Raw genomic sequence first — 1,440 nt, forward strand, 5'->3', positions numbered from 1 at the left:
TTAGTTTCACTAAACCAACTGGCAGAGTCTGCTTACTTAAGATATTGAACCGCCGTATACGGAACCGTACGTACGGTGGTGTGAGAGGACGGTAAATAAATTAATTATTTACCCCCTACTCGATTTTGAGCAGTTCTGTATCGATGAAACGACTGACTCTTGATGGTGACGCGCTCTATTCCGTCTATAATTGTAGTTCGTTAGCTTTCATTAGTCGATTATGTCGTTAAAACGCTTCTAGCGGAAGTTCAGCTTTTAAAATTCTCTAAAGGTGCTGTTAGAAGACATCTAGCGACAGTTCGGATCAATAATCAATCCAGTTCTTCCGTTAGACAGACTCTAGTAGAAGAAACGCGATCGCGTTTCAGACTAATCTGTAACTAGAAACCTTGTCGCTGGAGTTCCAAGGTTTAACAGGGAGCTAAACTGTAAGTAGGCTGCCTTCTAGATGAAGTATAGCAATAATCAATATTATTAAAGTTTACCTATATCAGTCAGAGGGAGAAAACTAGTCTAAAATGAACAAGGATTGTAGTCCGGCCGGTTGAATAGTATACTTAAAGCACACTGACTACAAAGCAAAAGAGGAGTATCAGATGACTGATCATTATTTTACATCGAAGCCGAGTGCTGATAAAAACGAAAAGAAAATTGAAGCCAGACTTAAGGGACAGCAGATGACCTTCACGACAGATGCTGGAGTCTTTTCGAGAGACCGTGTGGACTTCGGGTCTAAGGTTATGATCGAAGCAATTGACGAGCGGGCATTTTCCACGGGGGAGGTCCTGGATGTCGGATGTGGGTACGGGCCTGTCGGGCTGTCTTTAGCCAAGGCGAATCCGTCTCTTCACATCGATATGATCGACGTAAACGAACGGGCCCTCGAGCTGGCTAAGAAGAATGCCGAACTGAACGGGGTTTCCAATGTCTCTATTTTTCTTTCTTCCATATATGAGCAAGTCGAGAAACAGACCTATGGCGCTGTCATTTCCAATCCGCCGATTCGTGCGGGAAAACAGACGGTGCATCAGATCATCACGGATGCCAAGAAACATCTAGCGGACAACGGGGTACTGATCATCGTTATTCAGAAGAAGCAGGGCGCACCGAGCGCGAAGAAAGTCATGGAAGAAACTTACGGAAATGTCACCCGTATTGGCCTCGATAAAGGCTACTGGGTTTTGCAGTCTGAAAAGGTAACTCCCAATAATCTATGAAAAATTATGTTTCCCAAATTTCTCGTTGCTCGTATGATGATTTCTGTCGATGAAGGTAATATAATCCAATCCTTGTCTGGATTAAACAGCTTTATAACTCAAGTTTCGCACCCCTAAGAACTCCGTTCTATCCTTTACATTATAAGGATTATTTAGATTAATCAGCTTAAAGGTAAAGAAAAAGACAGCTCTCTTTGGTAAAATGTGAGTACCACTACCAACA

Annotated in this window: 1 protein-coding gene; it reads left to right on the top strand. The window is 42.7% G+C overall.

Annotation, left to right across the window (positions count from 1 at the left end):
- Positions 1 to 596: 596 nt before the first annotated feature.
- A complete protein-coding gene (locus tag ACYQ4S_RS11875) occupies positions 597 to 1,217 on the top strand; it encodes a class I SAM-dependent methyltransferase (RefSeq protein WP_346024647.1) in 621 nt (206 codons plus the stop codon).
- The last annotated feature ends 223 nt before the right edge of the window (positions 1,218 to 1,440 follow it).

This window comes from Alkalibacterium sp. s-m-28 (assembly GCF_054658175.1).